Here is an 18059-nt window from a genome sequence, read left to right on the forward strand (position 1 = left end):
ACCGGGTCAACGCACTCTAAAACCGGAAGAGCCGATTATGGGTGCCAGGTCGTCAAGAACCTCGTGCCGGGCAAGAACGTGACCGTAAGCAAGCAGAGCAAGGCTTTCACGTCCTCGACGGCAACCTTCAAATGCAAGGTCCGCATTGAACGTGGGGCCATCAAGGGGATGAATTGGTCGACCCGCGAGGGCTATCAGACTCTTAAGGCCAACGCCGGCGGCAAAGTAACCTTCAATGGGTGGAACTGAAAGGAATCGTGATCTAGATGAATCCTCTAGTACCAGACGCATACGACATACTCGGGGTTGTCCTGGTGATAGCTATCATCTTGGTCATCATCGGAACCGTAATTTGGATGGTTAGGCGAGCTCGACGTAAGGAACACACATCGGTGTGTGAATCAGAGCCGCGAGACGAAGCAGACGGTCAGAACTAGCGGTTTTCAGGTAGCTCCGCTCCTTGAGTCGGCGTGCAAGGGCCGGACGATAGACGTCACGTTTACCGTCCGGCCCTTGCACGCCGTTGCTCCACGTCTCTGGAATGTGATCATCAGACTTGATTCAGCCTTTATCCGGGCGAGGCGATTTCGGTATTGGAAGTTGACTGGGCGATCTCGGCGACTGGCGACGCAGCAGACACAGTCTGCGCACATGTGTCCTCACCCTCAGACGCCCCGAAGACGACTGGCGGCACAACCCTAGTCGGCCAGACTTGGTGGACACGGACACTTCGGGAATGAACAGTCCATCAGACTGCCCTGTTGCGGCCAGGCCGCGGTGCCTCGAGACAGGGCCCACCGTTGCCCCTGCGCAGACTGCCGTTGGGTATGGCTGTGGGACACCGTCGAGCCCCGGCGCCGGAAGCAGGCTCACGGCGGCGATCATTGGTCGTATCGAGCACCCCCGCGGCACCGTGCTCGAATTACGCAACCTCACGCACAACGTCCTCCCCTCCGGCCCCTGGTAGAGACCGGGCAGTACACACCTACTGCAGCCTCGAACGCGATGAGCCCAATAGCCGTTGCATCCGTCGTCGGGAACAGCGTCGTGGGTTGAGTCGCAGGTGTATCGAACTGTGACCTCCATGACGCTGGTCCGAGCCTCGTTCACCGCTACCGTAAAGACATCGATGATTCTCCCGGAGGAGAAAGAAGGACAATATTCGGTGGTGACGAGACAATTCGTCGTGAGACCCTCACGCGCGGCGACGCCGAAATGGATCAGTTTCATGATAGGTCCGAGGTTCGTGGACCTGCCCTTCCGAGTGCTATTGCTCCTTATCAGCGTTGCAGGACTCATGCCGGCGGCAATGGAATCGTCGAATCCTCAGTATGTTGCGTTCCAGGTACTCGGGGCGATCCTGATTGTCAGCGTCTGTTTCGTCCCGCTCACCGCTGGCTTGATGGGGTTAGTGCTATTCGTTGTCTTTGGGATCACCTTCCCCGAGTTCGTCAATCCATTTCCGACCGTTGCTGAAGCCGCGATTGCGCTTGTCCTGAGTCAGCTGCGGATCCGTTCGTTTTCCTTACTGACGCTGCTGCTATTCGGGATCGTGGTTGCCCATACGGCAGTGGGAATCTGGGAGGGGGATGGTGAGTCGCTCTTTACGATGGCTTTCGGGTGGCTACTTGCCGTGATCCTCGGACTTGCAGCAGCAGCATTCGAGCGGCGTATCCAGTCTGAGATCTTGATGAGAACAGCACAGGCACGCTCACACGAGAGAAACGTAGAAAGGATGCGGTTGGAATTCGCGCTCGATACGCACGACACTGTCTCTCACGGTCTGGCCGCGGAGGCAGCGATCATTCGGATGCTCGGTGTTGAGGCCCGTATGGAGGATCGCTCTGATTCGAGAGTCACGGAGTTGGCGCTGGTCAATGTATACACACAGCAGCAGCTTCGTGTGCTGCTGGCCCGACTCACCGGCGATCCTGATGGACGACGGACCATGAGGGCATTCGACGTTGAGATGCTCAAGGCTGCGGAGATGATCGGTTCAGCTACAGAGGCAGGCGGGTTCGATATTGGGATCCGCGTTGAAGCTCTGCCGAGTGACGTGCCTGCAGAGACGCTTGAGACGGCTCAGTTCATTCTCAAGGAGCTCGCTACGAACATGGTCAAACACTCCTCAGCAACGTCCTCATGCGCGATATCTGTCGAGCAGGTTGAGAGGCAGATGGAGATATGGATCGAGTTCGAAGCGTCCAATCCAGCTCTGCAAGCACCTACGCGTACGCCCCGAAGTCTCAGCGCGCGGGTGGAACGTGCAGGAGGGCGTTTGAGCACGTCTCATGACGAGGGGATGTTCGCGATTAAGGTCGCGATTCCCGTAGGGAACGGGGTCGCAATGTAGATACCTCGTATGAGGGATGTCCGAGGAGGTGGAATTGGCGTGCTCTTAGAGCATGAAACTCATCGTCGCCCTCTCGACCGCTGCTGCTCTTCAACTCTCCCTCCTGACCGCCCCAGTCGAACGCGCCCCCGCCACCGTGTCCATCCACTCGGTATCGGCAACTGATGAAATCGACGTCAGCACAACGCGAAATCCCTACAGGTGCGTTATCTGGCACGTCATCGACAAGAAGAAGTTTCAGAAGTACTGCAAATGAACCCTTCAAGCCGCCACATCCCGGTGCAAGCGCCGAGCGCTCACGGACGCCTTTCGGTGCTCATCGTGGACGACGACCAATGGACCACACGAGCGCTCTCCTACGCGCTTGTCACTGAGCCCGACATGAGTGTGCTCCCGCCAGTTCATAGCGGTGAAGAAGCCGTTGAAAGCTACCGGCAGCACCGTCCAGATGTGGTCCTCATGGACGTCAATATGCCCGACGGGATCAGCGGCGTGGATGCGACCCTTCGCATTCGTAAGCTCGACCCAGACGCGACTGTGATCATCCTCAGCACCGTCTCCCCGGGGCCAGGGCTCGCACGTGCTCTCGAAGCGGGTGCTGCCGCTGCGGTGAATAAGACTTGCTCCGAATCAACTCTGCGCGAAACGGTCCGCGCTGCTGCACGTGGAGACGACCCCAGCATGTTGAAGTTCCTCGCGCGAGACATCGTCATCGCCGGCGACGCCCTACCTGACGCCCCTGCAGTGAGCCCTCAAATTACTGAACGCGAGCATGAAGTGCTCACTCTGATCTGCGAGGGGCGCGGATACGAGGAGATAGCCGAGACCCAGGGCATCTCCGTTTGGACGGCGAAGACACAGGCGAAGCATCTGCGAGAAAAACTTCAGGCGGAGAATCTGGCTCAACTCATCGTCCGCGCCCTTCAGCACCGCTTCTACTCGACCTAAGAGGCATGGAGGCACCTCAGGGGCGGTCTCAACCAAGGGCATAGGGTGATCGCGAGAAGTGTCGGTCATGTTCGCAGGCTCACCCCGGTATCCGTGTCCTGTGACATCTGAGGGCAATCGATATCTCGGCATAGGTGAAGCCGGCCGGGCTCCATATACCTCGAATGAGGGGGGAGAGCGGTCTTGCGAGGCACCTATGCTCCTATCACCGGACATTTCGGTGCGAAACACACTTCAGAAGGAGCACTAATGCTTCGCAAAAGAAAGTGCCTGGCAGGGTTCTTGCTGGCTGGGTGCCCGGCTCTGGCCGGAGGCCCATTCCGGCCGGAGGAGCGGGAGGCGCCGGGGGTAGTCGCGAACGACTCCGGACATGACGAAGCCCAGGTCAGAAACAGTGTCTGACCTGGGTTTTTCCGTCGGGCTAGCGGGATTTGAACCCACGACCTCTTGACCCCCAGTCAAGCGCGCTACCAAGCTGCGCCATAGCCCGTGGCGTTGAGCCTTGTAAATAGTAGCGAGTTGTTTCATGGAAGGCAAAACGGGATGTGTGCTCATGGTTCGGTCGGCACGGTCAGTTGCGCACAGGGGATGAGGCGGACGTGCAGGAATCGCTGATCGGGCAATAATTACGGGCCGGTGTGTGAGACGCAGGACTCAAAGTTGATACGATGAACTTGCCGTATCATTTCAGCTTCGCAATATACGGCGTCTGCTGTTGCGCAGATGTTATCTTCGGAGCTGAAAGGTAGGTTTGAGTAAGCCTGAGCAAGGAGAAGACATGTCTGACGCTGCAGCACCGCAGAATCTCAAATACTCGCGGGACCACGAATGGGTCGACGCCACCGCTGATGCTGCCACCGTGCGCATCGGCATCACCGACTTTGCTCAGGACCAGCTCGGCGACGTTGTCTTCGTGGACCTGCCCGAAGTCGGCGACACCCTGGAGGCCGGAGAAGACTTCGGCGAGGTCGAATCGACCAAGAGCGTCTCTGACCTCAAGGCTCCCGTCTCCGGTGAAGTGCTGCGTGTCAACGACGCTCTGGAAGACGCGCCCGAGATCATCAACAGCGACCCCTACGGTGACGGCTGGATGCTGGAAGTCGCGCTTTCCGACCCTTCGGAAGTCGAAGCGCTCCTTGACGCCGACGCCTACAGCGCACACGTCGAAAGTGAAGGTGCTTGATGACTCAGCAGCCTCAGCCCGGCAACCCGGAAGGAACCGGCGAACAGCAGCCGGAAACCACGGCACACCAGACACAAGCGGCCCAGCCGGCGCCCATCAGCGGCATTCTTGACCCGCGCACCGGCGAAATCCGTCCCGTTCCCGACGTCGGCCACCTGCAGGAAACCGACGCGCTGCTCGTCGTTGTCTCCGGACCCGACGCCGGTGCGCAGATCCTGCTTGACACCGACGTTGTCACCGTCGGCCGCAGCCCCAACGCGGACATCTTCCTGGACGATGTGACGGTTTCGCGCAAGCACGCTGAATTCGTCCGCACTCCCTCGGGCTTCACCCTGCGCGACACGGGATCGCTCAACGGCACCTACGTGGGCCGTGAGCTCATTGACGAAGTGGAACTGCAGAACGGTGCCGACGTGCAGATCGGCAAGTTCCGCATGATCTTCCAGCAGCGCCCGAGGACTGCGTGACCGAAATTCAGCTCGAAGTCGTCGGCGTTCGCATCGAACTTCCGGCGAATCAGCCGATCCTGCTTCTGAAGGAAGCCTCCCAGGCGCGCTTCCTGCCCATCTGGATCGGATCTTCGGAGGCAAACGCCATCGGCATTGCACTGCGCGGGGTGACCCCGCCTCGGCCGCTGTCACACAACCTCATGGTCAACCTCATCGAGGAGTACGGCGACACCCTCGAGTCCGTGCGCATCACGGAAGCTGACTCCCACACCTACTATGCGGAACTTCGCACCAGCGGCGGGCACACGGTGTCAGCGCGCCCCTCGGACGCCGTTGCCATGGCACTCGTGGCAGGATGCCCCGTCTATACCACCGCGGAGCTGATGGGACAGGCCGGAATCGAAGGTCCGGAGCCTGACGAAGAAGAAGTCGCCCAGTTCCGCGAGTTCCTTGACCACGTGTCACCCGAAGACTTCGAAGGCGAATCCTGACCCGCCTATACTGAGGAATTCCGAATGCTCCGGAACTCTGCGGACCGGAGTGCAGATCGCCCATGCTGACAGCAGAGAGTGGATGATTGTGAAAAGCGTTAACCCGATGTTCGAGCTGGCCGGCGATGCCCGCGCCACCGAGGAAACCCTCAAAGGTCTCGACGCCTGGCGCGATCTCGACCCCAAACAGCAGCCGCAGTACACCGACCCGGCAGAGCTTGGGGGCGCGCTTGAAAAGCTGCGCGGGGTTCCGCCGCTGGTGTTCGCCGGCGAAGCCGACCAGCTGAAAGCCCAGATTGCGGCTGCCTCCCGCGGTGAAGCGTTCCTGCTTGCCGGCGGAGACTGCGCCGAATCTTTCGAAGACTCCACCGCCGACAGCATTCGCCGTCGCGTTCAGACGATCCTCCAGATGGCCGCTGTGCTCACCTACGGCGCTGCCGTTCCCGTCGTCAAAATGGGTCGCATGGCCGGCCAGTACGCCAAGCCGCGCTCATCCGATGTCGAAACCCGGGACGGCGTGACGCTGCCCAGCTACCGCGGGGACATCGTCAACTCCCACGAATTCACAGAAGAGGCTCGACGACCCGACCCGGTCCGTCTGCTCGACGCCTACCACGCATCAGCCTCGACCCTGAACCTCATGCGCGCCTTTACCAAGGGCGGTTTCGCGGACCTGCGCCAGGTGCACCAGTGGAACCGCGGATTCCTCGGGGCGAACGAAAACTACGTCCGCTACGAAAAAATGGCCGGCGACATCGACCGAGCACTGCGCTTCATGGACGCCTGCGGTGTCGACTTCGACGCTATGCGGACCGTCGAGTTCTACTCGGCCCACGAAGCTCTGCTCCTGGAATACGAGCAGGCACTCACGCGCATTGACTCGCGCACGGGTGACCCCTACGACGTTTCCGGCCACTTCCTGTGGATCGGCGAACGCACACGCGACATCGACGGTGCTCACGTCGACTTCCTGTCGCGCGTGAAGAACCCCATCGGCGTGAAGCTCGGCCCCAACGCAACGGCAGACGACGCTCTGCGCTTGGCCGAAAAGCTTGACCCGGAAGGCGAACCCGGGCGTCTGACCTTCATCACCCGGATGGGCGCGCAGACAATCGGCGAGGCACTTCCCAAGCTGCTTGCAGCCGTCAAGGACTACCTCCCGCAAGTCACCTGGATGTGCGACCCGATGCACGGCAACACCATTACGGCCTCCAACGGCTACAAGACCCGCCGCTTTGAGGACGTCATGGGCGAAGTCACCGGGTTCTTCCGCGCCCACCAGGAAGTCGGCACGGTGCCTGGCGGCATCCATGTTGAGCTCACAGGCAACGACGTCACGGAAGTCATGGGCGGCGGAGCCAACATCGATGAAGAGGGTCTGCAGCGCCGCTACGAAACTCTTGTGGACCCGCGCCTGAACCACGACCAGTCACTCGAAATGGCATTCCAGGTGGCCGAGTACCTCACGGAGGGAACGGACTGAAGCACCTGACATAGAAGAGCCGCCGGGAGAAGGTTCTCCCGGCGGTTTCGCTTATGCCGTACGATCCTGATGGAAGCTGGCTGAGCCGCGCAGAGCAGCAGGCCGCCGTCAGCCCTTTGGCTTGTCGTCCTTTTTCTTGTCGTCTTTCTTCTTTTCGTCCTTCGGCTTGTCGTCCTTCGGTGGCTCCTTGCCCTTGGAGACTTTGAGGATCACCAGGGTATCCGCAGTCCTCTTCTTGCCGGGGCCGGGGTACATGGCCACAACCTTGCCCTTGGGCGTGTATTCGCTGTAGACGTCATCGCGCGCAACCCGGAAGCCCATGCCCAGCAGACGCTTATACGAGGCTTCGTAGTCCTGCCCTCGCAAGTCCGGGATGGCGATCGTCTTGGGTCCGCTGGACACCGTTATGTCGACCGCGCTGCCCTTCTCGGCTTGGGCTTCGGCCTGGGTGCTTTGGGAGACGACGCGGCCCTTCTTGCCCTGCCCTTCGACGGTCGAGACCTTGCCCTTTTTCAGGCCGGCGTCTTCCAGAGCCTTTGTCGCTTCGTCCTCTGTTTTTCCGACGAGTGTGGGAACTGCGACCATTTCAGGACCATCCGAGGTGACAAGAGTGACCGATGATCCTTCCTGCAGCTGTTCACCCGCGGCGGGGCGCGTCTCAATGACGGTGCCCTTGGCGATGTCGGCGTGCTTGCGGGTCTCGGTGCTGACAGCGAAGCCGGCCTGCTCCAGAATCTGCCGAGCCTCAGCCTCGGCAGTGCCTGCCTCGATCTGGGGAACCGCAGCCATGACGACTTCCTGCTCGGTTTCGCCCCCGATCACACCGGAGGCTTTTGCAATGCCGAACGTGCCCGCCAGGCCAAGAGCAGCGACAGCCGCAACCAGCCCAACGAAGACAGGACGGCGGCGGCGTGAGTCGCGCGGCTCATCGTCAGATTCGAGTTCTCCCACGGCAGTCGGTTCGTCCTGTATGGGTGGAAGGTCGACCGGGGGAGTGCCGTCAGCCGAAACCGCGGCGGCGGTCAGCGTGCCGGGGATCTCGCTGGTCGAATCGACTTCGGCAGGCGTTTCGTCAGTGGAGAGCTTGGGAATCTCACCCGTGCCGGGGACCGGTTCGGGTGCTTCGAGACCGATCTGCTCGTCAATGTCGGCGGTTGCTGTGAGCGCCGGTTCGGTGGGATCCGCCGCATCCGATGTGCCGCCGAAGTCCAGCTGCTCATCCGTCATTGCCAACCGCGCCTCGCCAAGAGCCTGGCGCATTGCAGTGGCGCTTTCCGGGCGGTCGTCCGGCTTGGGGCTCGTCGCCCACAGGACAAGAGCATCCAGCTGGGGGCTGAGTCCGGGAACTGCCTTCGACGGTGCTGTCACACGGTCGTGCACGTGACGGTAGGCCACCTGAATCGGGACGTCGTCCGTGTACGGCTGGGATCCGGTGAGCATCTCGTAGAACATGATGCCCAGCGTGTAGAGGTCTGTGCGCTCATCAGCGCCGCTGCGCGTGACGAGTTCCGGTGCGACATAGCCGACAGTGCCGATGAGCGTTTTCGTCGTGGTTTCGCTCGTCACAGCGCGGGCGAGTCCGAAGTCAGCGAGCTTGATCTGCCCGTCGGTGCCCAGAAGCACGTTGTCGGGTTTGAGATCCCGGTGGATCATCCCGGCTTCGTGAACAGCTTCGAGTGCGGCGAGGATCGCGTCGACGACGCTGATGGCCTGGCGGGGTGTGAAACGGCCGCGGAACTTCAGTTCCTTGCGCAGAGTGACCGACTCGAGGTACTCCATGACCAGATACACGACGTCCCCATCGCGGGACTGATCGTTTACCGCGATGAGGTTGGGGTGGGACAGCCGGGCGGCGTTCATCGCCTCGCGCTCAAAGCGCTCAACAAACGAGGGGTCGCTCGCCAGGTGCGCGTGCATGACCTTGACCGCGATCTCACGGTCAAGCCGCAGGTCGGTTCCGTGGTACACCATGGCCATGCCGCCGCGGGCGACAACGGATTCGATGCGGTAGCGGCCGTCGAGGACGACGCCGATCAGCTGATCACGGATCTGTGCCATGCGGCACCTCCGAATTGTGGCTGTAGCGTTCGGTGAGGATGTCGACGGTGCGCACGAAAGAACGCGTGTCCGGCGCTATTCCCGTCTGCTCAATGCTGGCGGCACCCTGGTAGTAGGCGGCGACGGCGGCCGAGCGGTTGTCGGTTGTCGCCAAGAGCCTGCGCAGGATCGCAAGCCCTGCGACGATGTTGTTTTCAGGGTCGAGGATGTCCAGACGACGGCCGATAAGCGATGAGGCCCACTGGCCTGCCCGCGGTGTCAGCTGCATGATGCCGATGCCGTTGACCGGGGAGACAAGCCGGTGGTTCAGCCCGGATTCTTGGGTCGCAACGGCCAGTGCCAGTGGTCCGTCAACACCGATTTCACCGGCCAGGCGAAGGATCGTTTTGCGCACCCAGGCGCGTGACGGTGCGGGACGGCCCATGAGCTGAGCCTTGTTCAGCCGGGCCGCCATCAGCACGTCCTCCGGGTATTCCCGTCCATCGACGGAGTGGGGAATGTTCGGCAGTTTCTCCGGCAGGGCGGGTTTGACGCGGGCGCTCGTGGCACCGGAACCGGATAGTGCGAGCACCTCTCCGACGGTGATGAGAACGGAAGTTCCCATTGCGTTGGCGCGCTGCAGTGCCGCGGTCGAGGTGCCGTGTTGGCGGGCGATGGATTCGAGGGTGTCGCCGGGTTTGACGGTGTGGCCGGCAGGCGGCGGTGGGACGTTCTTTTCGGGCAGGGAGAGGATCTGGCCGGCTGTCAGGGAGGTGCGTCCGCGCAGTTCGTTCAGTTCGATGAGAGCGGGAGCCGAAACGCCGTGCTTTTTGGCCACACTGATGACGGTGTCGCCTGTGCGCACACGATAGGTGCGGCCGCCGTGGGTGACGGGTACGGCCTCAGTGATGGTTCCCGAGGTGAAACCCGGCGCGGGCGCACCTGTAGGGTCGCGCCTGGTGTCTCGCTGCATGGGACGCTTTCTGTGGGGAAGTTGGTATGCCCCCAGGTTAGGTGCACCGGTTGGCGGGCACAGCCAGGCCCGGCGGCGTGTCGGATCATCCGACCGTTCGGCCGTCACGCCTCAGACAGTGGTCGTGCCGTAGGCTTGAAGTGTGAAAAAAGCTGAAGAGATCGTTGACGAATGGGTGACCGCAGCAGAAGCTGCTGAGCTTCTCGACGTGCCGGTGACAAAAGTCCACCGCAAGATCGAGGACCGTATTCTTCTGGGCCTGAAATCCGGAACTCCGCCCACCATGCGGATTCCGGCGCTCTTCATAAAAGACGGCCAGCCCGTGCCTGCTCTGCGCGGAACTCTTGTTCTGCTGTCCGACGCCGGATTCTCGGACGACGAGGCGATCGCCTGGCTGTACGAAGAAGACGACACCCTGCCCGGGCGGGCCATTGACTTCCTGCGCCGCGGCGAAAAATCTGAGATCCGCCGGCGCGCTCAGGCGCTGGCCATCTGAGTCGGCCCGGGATTCCGGACCCTCAGCTTGAGCGAACGGTGAGGGACTGCGCGTAGCCGCGCAGCACCTTGTGTCCTTCGGCGTCCAGACCGAGTTCACTGAGCCTGTCGAGTGCCGCCTCGGAATCGGCAACTTCCCGCGCAATGAGCTGCTCCATGCGCTCAAGCGCACCGGAAGAGCGGATCAGGTCGGTCATGCGCGCGATGTCCTCAGCGGTTTTGCGCTCAGCCGCCAGGGTGCTGACAAACCAATCGCGCTCACCCTCCGGCAGAGCCTCGAGGGTGTAGCCCACCAACACGGTCTTCTTGCCCTGACGCAGGTCATCGCCCGCGGGCTTGCCGGTGACCTCCGGGTCGCCGAAAACGCCGAGTTCGTCATCGCGCAGCTGAAAGGCCCGACCCAGGGGCAGGGCGAAAGCACGCAGCGCGTCAATGACCGCCTCATCGGCTCCGGCAATCGATGCGCCGACGGCAAAGGGCTGTTCGACGGAATACTTTGCGGTTTTGTAGGTGAGGACTTCCCAGGCGCGGTCCGTGACGTCGGCGGCCGGAACGGGGGCGTCCTGTACGTAGATGTCGAGGAACTGTCCGAACATGACATCCCGGCGCAGGTCGTTGCGCGCCTCCAGTGCAGCCGGTGACGTCGCATCCGGCAGGCCGGTCATCGACCAGAACTCTTCTGACAGGGCCAAGCAGAGGTCGCCGGCGACAATTGCCGTGGCGATTCCGAAGTGTTCGCTGTCGCCGGCAAAGCCGTCGTTCCTGTGCAGGGCTTCGAACTGCCGGTGCACCGACGGAGCACCCCGGCGGGTGTCGGATGCATCAATCACGTCGTCGTGAATGAGAGCTGCGGCGTGCAGAAGTTCGACAGCCGCGGCGGCATTTGCGATGCCGGGGTAGGTCTCAGCGCTGCCGCCGGCAATCTCAAAGCCCCACCAGGCGGCCAGAGCGCGGATGCGCTTGCCGGAGGCCGTGAAGTCCAGAATCGGCCGCATCAGGTGTTCAGCGGTCGGCGACAGCGCTGTGAAGCGGCTGGCGGTGCTGTTCAGGCCCTCGCGCAGAGCGGCATCGACCTGGCGGCGGACATCAGACGGTTCTGTAAGGCTCATGCCCTAAGCCTAAACGGGCCGCGGCCTGGGTTGGACGCGGGATGAAACGGGCCTCTCCCCGGGTTTCTGTCCGTGTACGATGCGCAGAGGGGGACGCATGAGCAGAAAGCAGCTGGACCGCACGGGCGGTGATCTGACGGGCCTGGGTGATGACGACACCGGCTGCACAATTCTCCACCTGGACATGGACGCGTTCTTCGTGTCCGTTGAACGCCTCCTCGACCCTTCGCTCATCGACCGTCCCGTCATAGTCGGCGGTCGCAGCGGGAGGGGAGTGGTGGCCTCAGCCAGCTATGAGGCCCGGGCCTACGGAGTGCACTCGGCCATGCCGATCGGCCGTGCCCTGGCGCTGTGCCCGAACGCGGTTGTCGTGCCACCGACGAAGGGCGTCTACTCCGAGTATTCAGACCGTGTTTTTGCTGTTGTCAGCGACGTCACCCCGGACTTCAGCCGTGTCAGCGTCGATGAGGGCTACATCGATGTGTCCGGTGCGGTGCGCAGGCTCGGCAGTCCCGCGCGCATCGCCCTGCACCTGCGGCAGACGATTGCCGAAAGGATGGGTCTGCCGTCCTCCATTGGGCTGTCCAAAGCGATGGTCGTTGCCAAGATCGCGTCAGCCAGGGCCAAACCCAACGGCCAGCTGGTGGTGCCGGTGGGGAAAGAAGCTCAGTTCATGGAGTCGATGCCCGTCACAGCGCTGCCGGGGGTTGGCCGAGCCACGCACGAAACCCTGTCGCGCTACGGCATCCGCACAATCGGCGATCTGGCCCGCCAAACACCGGCCTGGGCAGCGAAGACCCTCGGCTCGGCCGGTCCAGCACTTGTCGGCTACGCGCAGGGGCGTGACAGCCGGACTGTGCACGACAGGGCAAAAGACCATTCGATCAGTGCGGAGAGCACATTCGACGACGACATCTACCAGCTGGAACGGCTGCGCACCGAGCTTCTCCGTCTGGCTGACAAAGTGACCGCCCGAGTGCGGGCCGAGGGGCTCGCCGCCGGCACTGTCACTCTGAAGTTCCGGTCACCCGACTTCACCACCATCACCCGGTCGGTCACCCTGCCGGCTCCGACAGATGTCACGGGCGAGGTGTACGAGGCTCTCCTCGGGCCTCTCGAGGTGGCCGCCGCTAAGCGTACGGGCGCCAGACTTCTGGGTGTGGCGGCATCGAACCTCCAGCCCGTCGGGGTTGTCGGCAGGCAGGAGACTCTGGAAAGCAGCGGCAGGTCAACACGCGAATCGGACATCGCGGTCGACGAAATCCGCAAGAAGTTCGGCAAGGGAGCTATCTCTCCCGCCTCACTCCTGCGCCCGGAGTAGGGACTTTTTCTCCCGCCCATGGAGTTCAAAGACTCATGTGGCACTATCATTAGTCGTATCGACTTCAGAAAGTTTTGGGCAGGAAGTTCACACCATGGCTCTTTCAGATCACGAACAGCAGCTTCTCGACCAGCTTGAACAGCAGCTGCGGAGCGAAGACCCCAGCTTCGCCCAGAACATTTCGCGCCCTGCGGAGGACGCTCCCGGCCTGCGCCTTTCGCCGCGCCGCTTGGTTTTGGGCATCGTCATTCTCGTTGTGGGCCTGGCAGTCGCAATGGCCTCGCTTTTCTTCTTCAACATGCCCCTGGCGGCTGTCGGCGGCGTGGTCGGCTTCGCAGCCATGGTCTTCGGCGGCTACTACGCCGTGACCCCGGATGAAAACGCCGTGGCTTCTTCGTCCAGCACAGGATCAGCGCCCCGCAAATCAGGTGCGCCCAAGCGCCGCTCGTCCTTCATGGAGCGTATGGAAGATCGCTGGGACAAACGCCAAGAACGCTGAAACGAACATAAACGCGTAAACGGCGGTGGAGTTTTCCACCGCCGCTTACACGTTTATTGCCTTCTTCATCGGCGTCGGTCGAACACACTTGCCGGCAGCAGCGTCTTCAGCACTCGCTGCGGACCGGACAGACGGCCGAACAGCTCGTCGTGAACATCCGCGACCAGGCCGCGGCTGTCGTCCGCACTCAGCTGAACATCCGCGTTGCCGTAGCGCTGAGCGTCCGACGCCCGTGCAGCACTCGCCAGTTCAGCCGCGCTATCAGGCGCGTACTCAGCCAGCGCGGCGGCAGCAGCCGGCGCCGTCATTGACGAGCGCAAGCCGAGCCCCGCATCGGCGGCGGTCGCTGTGATTTCGTCCCACAGGCCTGCCGCACCCGCCCGCAGGCGGCGACGGCGCTGAACGGCACGAACAATCATCGGCAGAAGCAGCAGCGCAATGATGATCGCTGCGGCCAGAAGCAGCCAGACCCACGCCGGGATTGGGGCAGCGGCCTCAGCGGACCCTTCCGCTGTGTCATCGGATTCGTCGTCCTCTTCGCTGCCGGCGTCTTCGGTTTCTTCCGGAGTCGGTTCGGGGCTTGCAGAAGTCGGGTCTTCCGTCGGCTCATCGTCAGGTTCTTCTGACTGTCCGCCAGCAGTCGTCCAGGCGGGAATATCGCCGACCGGACCGCCGGGGGTCGGTTCGAAGCGCACCCAGCCGATGCCGTCGAAGTACAGCTCCGGCCACGCGTGAGCCTCGGCCAGAGTCACCTGATATTCGCCGTCGCCGATCTCAGAGCCTGCGGTGAAGCCCACGCCGATTCGCGTGGGAATGCCCAGGGAGCGGGTCATCGACGCCATTGCAGCTGAGAACTGCACGCAGTAGCCCTTCTTCTGCTTCATGAAGTCCGCCAGCGCCGAACTCGATGCCGTAGTCGGCGCTTCGAGTGAATAGGTGAAATCTCCGCCGCGGAAATACGCCTGAATGGCAGCGGCCTTCGCCCACTGCGAATCCGCGTCCTCCGTGAGTTCGCGTGCCGTGTCGGTGATGACCGCTGGGACATCGTCAGGCAGCTGGGTGTACTTCTGGTCAGCTGAACGTCCCGCATTCTCTCCGGCGTTGTCGAGCTCTTTCGCCGTCGGCTGCAGGGACAGGTAGTCGACCGAATAGTTCAGCCCGCGCGAAGTCACTCCGCTGCCCACAATCGTGAGCGTCTCCGGGTCGTACAGCCACTGCGGACCCGCATCATGAGTCTGCGTGGGAGCAAACGGAGCCGGCAGATACGCCTGATCAAGTGCGCCGATCGAAAACTCAGTGCTCTGCTGAACACCCGCGGGAGCCTGCGAGCGCGCATTGGACAGACCGCCGTCAGCGGTGCGCGACCGGCTGAGGGGGAACTCCGCGGGTTTCCACACTTCGCCGTCGAACTCGCTGACCGAGGTCAGGCGGATGGGCTCTCCGGCACCCGGATCGGTCGTCGTGTAGGTGAAGACGGGGTCAGTGGAGGGGTTCTGCAGGTCGTTGCGGATGGTGAGGAACGGGTTGATGATCGTGAGATCCTCAGCGCGCTCACTGGAGTAGTGGGGTGTTGCCGTGATTGCCGGCAGGACGGTCGGGAGGCCCATGCCCAGCAGGAGCGCCAAAGCGCCCGCCAGCAGCGCGGTTCCGGGGAACCTGCGCAGGCCGTTCTTCGCCCGACCGACCACGGTGCCGCGCTGGCGCAGGGCTTCTGCGCCGGGCCGGCTTGCGGCCGTGTGCTTCTCATGGCCGGCAGTCGAGCCCACTCCGGTGTGCGCTGTGAGAACAGCGCTGGCGTACTCGGTGAGCAGCACGATGATGAAGGCCGCACTGATGGCTGCCATGTGGACCGGCTGCGTGTGCACCGAGGCGAAGTACACGGGGAAAGCCCACACCGTCAGCAGCAGGAAGGCGGGGACCTTTGATATGCGCAGGTCTGACACCAGGCCGTCGATGATGAGCGCTAGGAACCCGAAGCCCAGAGTGAAGATGGTGATGAGGCCGCCGGTGGCCTCCAGCGGAATCTGCTTGGTCGCGACATCCTCAAAGCCGGCGCTGACAGACGACACGAGAGCCGAAATCGACGACGGGCCCGGTATGAAGCCCGCGATGAGCGAATCGGGCACGCAGATGAAGAGCACTGCAAAGCTCGCCGCGAGGAACTGCACGAGAACCGCGAGTCCGGATTCGGCCACCTTGCGGACCATGCGCGCCAGCCATCCCACAAGCAGGGTGATGCCGATGATCGAAACGACCGGCACAAGCAGTTCGAGCCCGGAGAACATGGCGGTCGTGGCATATGCGGCCAGCGACAGCGCGGCAAACAGGAGGAGAGAGCGGATCATCTGCATCAGCGACCCCTCCCTGCTGTCAGCGTCCACCGTTTGGGGACAGCGGGCTCGGTTCCAGCGGCGGGGATCTCAAGCGAGTCGGCGGCCCACACGTGGGCGCGGGCCGGAACGTTCACGCTCAGGCTGCCTCGGTCGGCACACACGATGACTGTTTCGACGTTCTGCGGCAGATGCACGCCCGCGGGCACGCTGCGGCCATCAGCCTGGGAAATCGCCAGTTCTGCGTGCGGAAGATCGAGCGAACGGGCCTCGACCCGGACGTCGTCTTCCCCGCACAGCAGGCGGATGTCATAGCCGGCGGCGAAGTAGGCGCGCACGGCAGCCGCCGCGGCGGCTGCAAGCGTTTCAAACTGCGGGCTGGGCTCCGAGGCTTCGCCTTCCGCAGGTGCGGGCAGCCCGCCGTCGAGGACGACAATCGCGGTGGCGTGTTCCTCTTCTGCTTCCTGGCGGACCGCCAGTTCGCCCAGCCGGGCCGTGGTCTTCCAGTGAATATGGCGCAGATCGTCGCCGGGAGCGTATTCGCGTGTGAAGTAGTCACGTGTTCCGCGACCGCGTGACACGCGGTCACTCGAGATGCGCGACAGGTGAGCCGACAGGGACTGCGGATAGCCGACAGGCACCTCGGCGGGTGCTGCCGCAACATCCAGTGAACCGGGAACCGACCGCATTGAGGAGGCCAGACCAAACGGCCCGGCGACAGCGGCCGACAGCTTCTCAATCCCGGTCATCCCACGGTGAGTGGGCACGAAAACAGCCTGCACGTCCGCGTACCCTCGCGCGGGCAGGGAGCCCAAGTGCGCATCCTGATCAGGTCCGAAGCCCGGCTTCGCGTGCAGAGTGAGATCAAAGGGAAGCAGGGGAGTGGGCAGACGGTTCGCCGCGCGCACCGTGACGACCAGTTCATCGCCCACCTTGGTGATGGCGGTTCCGTCCAGGGCCGGCGCATCAGCCACCAGCTTGGCACTCAGCTGCGAACTGGTGAGCAGTGCTGCCAGCAGACTGAACACGACAAGCCCGATGAACACGATGCCCACGGGAAGCAGCCCCGGAAAGCCGAAGCGGTAGGCGGCGATGATGAGCGCCGCCCCGAGGATGACGAAAACCCAGCCGGAGGTGTTGATCCTCATGCCGAAACAGGCACCCTCCTGATGATGTCGGCGATCAGCTGCTCGGCAACATCGGGAGCGTCGGTGTCCTGGGCGATGATGCGGTGAGAAAGGACCGGCACGGCCATTGTCTGCACGTCGTGCGGTGTGACATAGCCGCGGCCCTCGAGCACCGCGTTGGCCTGTGCTGCGCGCAGCAGAGCCACCGAACCACGCGGAGAAACACCCATGCGGATCGAGGCATCGCTGCGGGTTTCGGTGACCAGGCCCACGATGTAGGTGCGCAGCTCATCGGTCGCGGGGAGAGCCGCAACTGCCTGGCGCAGTGCCGTGAGCTCTTCTGTTGTGGTCACGGCTCCAAGCTGGTCGAGTGGATCGGGGCCCACGTGTGAGCCGAGCATCGAGACTTCGTCCGCCAGCGAGGGGTAGCCCACCGAGGTGCGCATGAGAAAACGGTCGCGTTGAGCTTCCGGCAGGGCGTAGGTGCCTTCCATTTCAATGGGGTTCTGGGTTGCCACGACCATGAACGGGTCGGGCATGAGGTACGTGGTCCCGTCGATTGTCGCCTGGGATTCGGCCATGGCCTCCAGCAGCGCTGACTGGGTTTTGGGGGAGGCGCGGTTGATTTCATCGGCGATGACGATGTTGGAGAAGATCGGGCCGGCGCGGAACTCGAACTGGCGGGTCTCCTGGTTGAACAGGTTGACGCCCAGAACATCCGAGGGCAGCAGGTCAGGGGTGAACTGGATGCGGCGCACGCTGCCGCCGACCGAGCGGCTGAGAGCTTTGGCCAGCAGGGTTTTGCCGACGCCGGGAACGTCTTCCAGCAGCAGGTGGCCGCCCGCGAACAGCGATGTGATGGCCAGGCGAACAGTGTCGGCCTTGCCGTCCAGGACTGAGCTGACCGCGGTTGTCAGCCGCGAGGCGATTTCTCCGTAGTGCTGAATGTCTTCGGGCGCTGGTGTCGTCATGCGCTCCATTCTGCCCCACAGCCGAAGGCCGCTCCACTTTTCACCCCACTTCCCTCCACCGGGTCACTCCACTTTCCTCCCCACGCGCCCCCACTTTCCTCCCTGCGGCCCTCCATGGGGGTGTTTTGGCGTGTTTTTCGCGGGTTTTCTTCTCCCGAGGTGCCTGTTGGGTGGTCCTTTTCGCGCCTTTTGGTCTGGTCACCCCACTTTCCACCACCTCTGTGACCAGGGGAAATGCAGATTCTAGGCGGGTATTTCTTCCCGGGGGAGGACATGGTGGGGGAAAGTGG

The 18059-nt window shown here is 62.8% G+C and carries 17 protein-coding genes and 1 tRNA gene; 11 read left to right on the forward strand and 7 right to left on the reverse strand.

What is annotated here, in order from left to right; translation table 11 throughout:
* From HMPREF3092_RS11385 to HMPREF3092_RS05910, 4 genes are all read left to right on the forward strand, one after another.
* Positions 1-249, forward strand: a 249-nt coding sequence (locus tag HMPREF3092_RS11385; protein ID WP_218079010.1) for a hypothetical protein, incomplete at its 5' end; no start/stop codon positions are given.
* A gap of 826 nt (positions 250-1075) precedes the next feature.
* Positions 1076-2353 carry a sensor histidine kinase gene (locus HMPREF3092_RS05900; RefSeq protein WP_141737974.1) on the forward strand — a complete coding sequence of 426 codons (1278 nt, stop codon included), beginning with the start codon at positions 1076-1078 and terminating at the stop codon, positions 2351-2353.
* A 52-nt stretch (positions 2354-2405) separates the two neighbouring features.
* Positions 2406-2609, forward strand: coding sequence for a hypothetical protein (locus HMPREF3092_RS05905; RefSeq protein ID WP_019175294.1), 204 nt, complete (start codon positions 2406-2408; stop codon positions 2607-2609).
* A gap of 65 nt (positions 2610-2674) precedes the next feature.
* Positions 2675-3301: a response regulator transcription factor gene (locus tag HMPREF3092_RS05910; RefSeq protein ID WP_162131031.1), complete on the forward strand. Its 627-nt coding sequence runs from the start codon at positions 2675-2677 to the stop codon at positions 3299-3301.
* A gap of 416 nt (positions 3302-3717) precedes the next feature.
* Here HMPREF3092_RS05910 and HMPREF3092_RS05915 read toward each other — a convergent pair.
* Positions 3718-3791 (reverse strand) — tRNA-Pro (locus tag HMPREF3092_RS05915).
* Positions 3792-4079: 288 nt separating this feature from the next.
* On the opposite strand from HMPREF3092_RS05915, the gene gcvH reads away from it, so the two are divergent.
* The 4 genes from gcvH (at position 4080) to HMPREF3092_RS05935 (ending at position 6907) form a co-directional block, all read left to right on the forward strand.
* Entirely contained in the window at positions 4080-4484 is a 405-nt protein-coding gene (gcvH, locus tag HMPREF3092_RS05920; protein WP_070424187.1) for a glycine cleavage system protein GcvH, read from the forward strand.
* Complete coding sequence (locus HMPREF3092_RS05925; protein WP_083274278.1) at positions 4484-4951, forward strand: FHA domain-containing protein; 468 nt, start codon at positions 4484-4486, stop codon at positions 4949-4951. The genes gcvH and HMPREF3092_RS05925 overlap by 1 nt, the downstream gene beginning before the upstream one ends.
* Positions 4948-5424 carry a bifunctional nuclease family protein gene (locus tag HMPREF3092_RS05930; protein WP_083274279.1) on the forward strand — a complete coding sequence of 159 codons (477 nt, stop codon included), beginning with the start codon at positions 4948-4950 and terminating at the stop codon, positions 5422-5424. The genes HMPREF3092_RS05925 and HMPREF3092_RS05930 overlap by 4 nt, the downstream gene beginning before the upstream one ends.
* A 106-nt stretch (positions 5425-5530) precedes the next feature.
* Entirely contained in the window at positions 5531-6907 is a 1377-nt protein-coding gene (locus HMPREF3092_RS05935) for a class II 3-deoxy-7-phosphoheptulonate synthase (protein WP_070424188.1), read from the forward strand.
* A gap of 108 nt (positions 6908-7015) precedes the next feature.
* Here HMPREF3092_RS05935 and pknB read toward each other — a convergent pair whose 3' ends face one another.
* Together pknB and HMPREF3092_RS05945 are read right to left on the reverse strand one after the other, a co-directional pair.
* Positions 7016-8965, reverse strand: coding sequence for a Stk1 family PASTA domain-containing Ser/Thr kinase (gene pknB / locus HMPREF3092_RS05940; protein WP_070424189.1), 1950 nt, complete (start codon positions 8963-8965; stop codon positions 7016-7018).
* Positions 8949-9917 carry a lytic transglycosylase gene (locus tag HMPREF3092_RS05945; RefSeq protein ID WP_019175284.1) on the reverse strand — a complete coding sequence of 323 codons (969 nt, stop codon included), beginning with the start codon at positions 9915-9917 and terminating at the stop codon, positions 8949-8951. The genes pknB and HMPREF3092_RS05945 overlap by 17 nt, the downstream gene beginning before the upstream one ends.
* A gap of 142 nt (positions 9918-10059) precedes the next feature.
* On the opposite strand from HMPREF3092_RS05945, the gene HMPREF3092_RS05950 reads away from it, so the two are divergent.
* Complete coding sequence (locus HMPREF3092_RS05950; RefSeq protein WP_019175283.1) at positions 10060-10413, forward strand: Rv2175c family DNA-binding protein; 354 nt, start codon at positions 10060-10062, stop codon at positions 10411-10413.
* A 22-nt stretch (positions 10414-10435) separates the two neighbouring features.
* On the opposite strand, the gene HMPREF3092_RS05955 is transcribed toward HMPREF3092_RS05950, so the two are convergent.
* Positions 10436-11521 (reverse strand): polyprenyl synthetase family protein, encoded by a 1086-nt coding sequence (locus tag HMPREF3092_RS05955; RefSeq protein WP_019175282.1) that lies wholly within the window; start codon positions 11519-11521, stop codon positions 10436-10438.
* A gap of 97 nt (positions 11522-11618) precedes the next feature.
* Here HMPREF3092_RS05955 and dinB point away from each other — a divergent pair, with 97 nt between their 5' ends.
* Positions 11619-12842: a DNA polymerase IV gene (gene dinB / locus HMPREF3092_RS05960; RefSeq protein WP_070424190.1), complete on the forward strand. Its 1224-nt coding sequence runs from the start codon at positions 11619-11621 to the stop codon at positions 12840-12842.
* A 94-nt stretch (positions 12843-12936) separates the two neighbouring features.
* Positions 12937-13341, forward strand: a complete 405-nt coding sequence (locus HMPREF3092_RS05965) for a DUF3040 domain-containing protein (RefSeq protein ID WP_070424191.1) — start codon at positions 12937-12939, stop codon at positions 13339-13341.
* Between the two features lie 65 nt (positions 13342-13406).
* On the opposite strand, the gene HMPREF3092_RS05970 is transcribed toward HMPREF3092_RS05965, so the two are convergent.
* The 3 genes from HMPREF3092_RS05970 to HMPREF3092_RS05980 are packed head-to-tail and all read right to left on the reverse strand — an operon-like array spanning position 13407 to position 17769.
* A complete protein-coding gene (locus HMPREF3092_RS05970; protein ID WP_141737975.1) occupies positions 13407-15692 on the reverse strand; it encodes a transglutaminase TgpA family protein in 2286 nt (761 codons plus the stop codon).
* Positions 15692-16819, reverse strand: a complete 1128-nt coding sequence (locus HMPREF3092_RS05975) for a DUF58 domain-containing protein (protein WP_061941303.1) — start codon at positions 16817-16819, stop codon at positions 15692-15694. Before HMPREF3092_RS05975 ends, HMPREF3092_RS05970 begins: the two co-directional genes overlap by 1 nt.
* Positions 16816-17769 (reverse strand): AAA family ATPase, encoded by a 954-nt coding sequence (locus HMPREF3092_RS05980; protein ID WP_061941301.1) that lies wholly within the window; start codon positions 17767-17769, stop codon positions 16816-16818. Before HMPREF3092_RS05980 ends, HMPREF3092_RS05975 begins: the two co-directional genes overlap by 4 nt.
* Positions 17770-18059 lie beyond the last annotated feature (290 nt).

The organism is Brevibacterium sp. HMSC24B04 (assembly GCF_001806835.1).
GTDB classification, from domain to species: domain Bacteria; phylum Actinomycetota; class Actinomycetes; order Actinomycetales; family Brevibacteriaceae; genus Brevibacterium; species Brevibacterium ravenspurgense.

Excerpts from the sequence above, each read along its gene's own strand:
- gcvH (WP_070424187.1), top strand. The coding sequence starts at position 4,080 with ATGTCTGACGCTGCAGCACCGCAGAATCTCAAATACTCGCGGGACCAC.
- HMPREF3092_RS05980 (WP_061941301.1), bottom strand. The coding sequence starts at position 17,769 with ATGACGACACCAGCGCCCGAAGACATTCAGCACTACGGAGAAATCGCC.
- dinB (WP_070424190.1), top strand. The coding sequence starts at position 11,619 with ATGAGCAGAAAGCAGCTGGACCGCACGGGCGGTGATCTGACGGGCCTG.
- HMPREF3092_RS05925 (WP_083274278.1), top strand. The coding sequence starts at position 4,484 with ATGACTCAGCAGCCTCAGCCCGGCAACCCGGAAGGAACCGGCGAACAG.
- HMPREF3092_RS05975 (WP_061941303.1), bottom strand. The coding sequence starts at position 16,819 with ATGAGGATCAACACCTCCGGCTGGGTTTTCGTCATCCTCGGGGCGGCG.
- HMPREF3092_RS05955 (WP_019175282.1), bottom strand. The coding sequence starts at position 11,521 with ATGAGCCTTACAGAACCGTCTGATGTCCGCCGCCAGGTCGATGCCGCT.
- HMPREF3092_RS05935 (WP_070424188.1), top strand. The coding sequence starts at position 5,531 with ATGTTCGAGCTGGCCGGCGATGCCCGCGCCACCGAGGAAACCCTCAAA.
- HMPREF3092_RS05965 (WP_070424191.1), top strand. The coding sequence starts at position 12,937 with ATGGCTCTTTCAGATCACGAACAGCAGCTTCTCGACCAGCTTGAACAG.
- HMPREF3092_RS05970 (WP_141737975.1), bottom strand. The coding sequence starts at position 15,692 with ATGCAGATGATCCGCTCTCTCCTCCTGTTTGCCGCGCTGTCGCTGGCC.
- HMPREF3092_RS05905 (WP_019175294.1), top strand. The coding sequence starts at position 2,406 with ATGAAACTCATCGTCGCCCTCTCGACCGCTGCTGCTCTTCAACTCTCC.
- HMPREF3092_RS05945 (WP_019175284.1), bottom strand. The coding sequence starts at position 9,917 with ATGCAGCGAGACACCAGGCGCGACCCTACAGGTGCGCCCGCGCCGGGT.
- pknB (WP_070424189.1), bottom strand. The coding sequence starts at position 8,965 with ATGGCACAGATCCGTGATCAGCTGATCGGCGTCGTCCTCGACGGCCGC.